This is a genomic window from Microbacterium sp. Bi128 (assembly GCF_918698205.1).
On the sequence record NZ_CAKKMM010001664.1, the window covers coordinates 1 to 1,040 of the forward strand.

The following is a 1,040-nucleotide window of genomic DNA, read 5'->3' on the forward strand; positions in this document are numbered from 1 at the left end:
CTTACGGCCCATCCCACCACTGTGGATGGACCGTAAGTGACCCCGCGTTGCGGTTTAACCAGCGACCGTTAGAATCCAGGACCTCTCGCAAGATGCGGGGACGCCGTTTTCGTTGGGTGCGTGACGCCGGGACTTAGGTCCCTAGGCCGCGTCCGGCCAGATCCCTAGGCTTGTCCGCATTCCATCAGCCGGGCCGGCCGACGATTGGAGCGTGCGCTGGGGGCATTCCGGGCGGGGGCGGCCGCGCCCCCGACCTGCTCGCGGTAAGCGAGACTCAGGAGTTCCTCATGCTTGTCAACGACGACATCGATGCTTTGTCCAGCGCTGTCAGCGGCCCGGTCGCGTTGCCGGACAGCCCCGAATTCGCGGCGGAGACGTTCGCCTTCAACGTCGCAACAGTGCACCGGCCCGAGGTCGTTCTGGGGGCCGCAGATGCCCGGGACGTCGTGGCCGCGGTTAAGTGGGCGGCCGAGCGCAGGCTTCCCGTGTCCGTCCAGTCCACCGGGCACGGCGCCGAATCGGCGATCGATGGCGGCCTGCTCATCAACACGCGCCGGCTGCAGGACCTGCAGATCGATCCGGATGAACGCACCGCGCGCGTCGGCGCCGGGGTGAAGTGGCGCACCCTCCTGGAGGCCAGCGTGCCGCACGGGCTCCTCGGATTGCACGGCTCCAGCACCGACGTCGGCGTCGTCGGCTACACGCTCGGCGGCGGGCTGCCCGTGCTCGGCCGCGCGCACGGCTTCGCGGCGGACCATGTCCGCAGCATGGAGATTGTCACGGCCGACGGCGAATTGCGGCGGATCGACGCCGACGCCGAGGCCGAGCTGTTTGCACTGATGCGCGGCGGCAAGGGCAACCTGGGGATCGTGACCGCCCTCGAGTTCAGTCTCTTTCCGTTCAGTGATTTCTACGGCGGCGGCATCATCTATCCCGGGGCGGATGCGGCCACCGTCCTGGCTGCCTTCCGTCACTGGCTGCCCACGCTGCCCGAAGATGCCTCACCCTCGATCTCGCTGCTGCGGCTTCCGGACATGGAC

The 1,040-nt window shown here is 68.3% G+C and carries 1 protein-coding gene; it reads left to right on the top strand.

Annotated elements, in window-relative coordinates; genetic code table 11:
- Positions 1-287: 287 nt before the first annotated feature.
- Positions 288-1,040 (top strand): FAD-binding oxidoreductase (locus LQV45_RS35365; protein WP_230012718.1); only part of this gene is annotated, 753 nt, incomplete at its 3' end.